Source organism: Mesorhizobium sp. M7A.F.Ca.MR.362.00.0.0 (genome assembly GCF_004023175.1).
Taxonomy (GTDB): Bacteria; Pseudomonadota; Alphaproteobacteria; order Rhizobiales; family Rhizobiaceae; genus Mesorhizobium.
Genome location: NZ_RZTF01000225.1, coordinates 741 through 2,210 on the forward strand (window position 1 = coordinate 741; position 1,470 = coordinate 2,210).

2 protein-coding genes are annotated in these 1,470 nt (G+C 66.8%); both read right to left on the reverse strand.

The genetic code is table 11. From position 1 onward, the window contains the following. A partial coding sequence (locus EOC06_RS43340; RefSeq protein WP_245469974.1) for an ABC transporter ATP-binding protein occupies positions 1 to 1,195 on the reverse strand: 1,195 nt, incomplete at its 3' end. Further along, positions 1,188 to 1,470 (reverse strand): ABC transporter permease subunit (locus EOC06_RS43345; RefSeq protein ID WP_245469976.1); only part of this gene is annotated, 283 nt, incomplete at its 5' end. The genes EOC06_RS43345 and EOC06_RS43340, both read right to left, overlap by 8 nt.

Genomic DNA, 1,470 nt, shown 5'->3' on the forward strand with positions numbered 1-1,470 from the left:
GCCTGGCGAAGGTCGTCTTGCCGCTGCCGGATTCGCCGACCAGCCCGAGCGTCTCGCCGGGCCGCAAATCGAGCGAGACATCCTTGACGGCGCGCAGTGCATGGCCATGGCTGGCATAGGTCTTGTTCAGCCCGGCGACGCGCAGCACCGGTGCTGCCGCGGGCTTTGGGACAGGCGCCACATCGCTCGGCGTCGCGCGCGGCAGCGCCTGTGCCTTGTCGTGATGGAAGCAGCGCGACAGCCGGCCGCCCAGATCATAGAGCGGCGGCAATTCGCTGCGGCAGCGATCGTCGGCGAGCGCGCAGCGGTCGGCGAAGGCGCAGCCCTTGATGTCGGCCCCGATGCCCGGCAGGAAACCCGGAATGGTGTCGAGGCGCCCCTGATCCTTGCGTTGGCCGCCGCGCGGCAGGCAGCGCAGCAGCGCCACCGTGTAGGGGTGGCGCGGATCGTTGAACACGACCTCCGTTGGTCCTTCCTCGACCAGCATGCCGGCATAGAGCACGCCGACCCGGTCGCACATGTTGGAAACGACGGCGAGGTTGTGGCTGATGAACAGGATCGAAGCCGACAGTTCCTGCCTGAGCTGCGCGATCAGGTCGAGCACTTCGGCCTCCACCGTCGCATCGAGGCCGGTGGTCGGCTCGTCGAGGATCAGCATCGAGGGATCGTTGGCCAGCGCCATGGCGATCGCCACGCGCTGCTGCATGCCGCCGGAAAGCTGGTGCGGGTAGCGCTGCATGACGCTGACGGGGTCGGAGATGCGCACGCGGTTCAGCATCGCAATCGCCCGGTCGGTGGCCGCTTGTCCCGAAATGCCGCCGAGTTCAAAAATCTCGGTCAGCTGACGGCCGACGCGGATCGATGGGTTCAGCGCCTTGCCCGGGTCCTGATAGACCATGGAGACGCTTTCCGCGCGCGCCCGCCTGAGCGCCTCGGCGTCCAGCTTCATCACGTTTTGGCCATCGAGCGAGATGGCGCCGCCGGTGATCGAGCCGTTTCTCGGCAGATAGCGCACGACGGTGAGCGCCACGGTGGATTTGCCGCAGCCGGACTCGCCGACCAGCCCATAGGCTTCGCCCTGGCCGATGGTGAGGCTCAGGTTGCGCAGCACGGCGCGATTGCGCCCGGCGACGCGGTAGGCAACCGACAGATCGGTGAGTTCGAGTGCGTTTTCGGCCTTGGCGGAACTAGTCATTGAGCGCTCCGTGAACGCCGTCGGCCGCCAGGTTGACGCCGATCACCAGCGAGGCGATGGCGAGCGCGTCGAACAGCACCGTCCACCAGAAGCCGCCGCCGATCATGCCGTAATTGTTGGAGATCGACAGCCCCCAGTCGGGCGAGGGCGGCTGGATGCCAAAGCCCATGAAGGAGAGCGTGGCGACGGCGAAAATGGCATAGCCGAGCCGCACGGTGGTTTCGACCAGGATCGGCGGGATGACATTGGGCAGGATCTCGACGAACATCGTATGC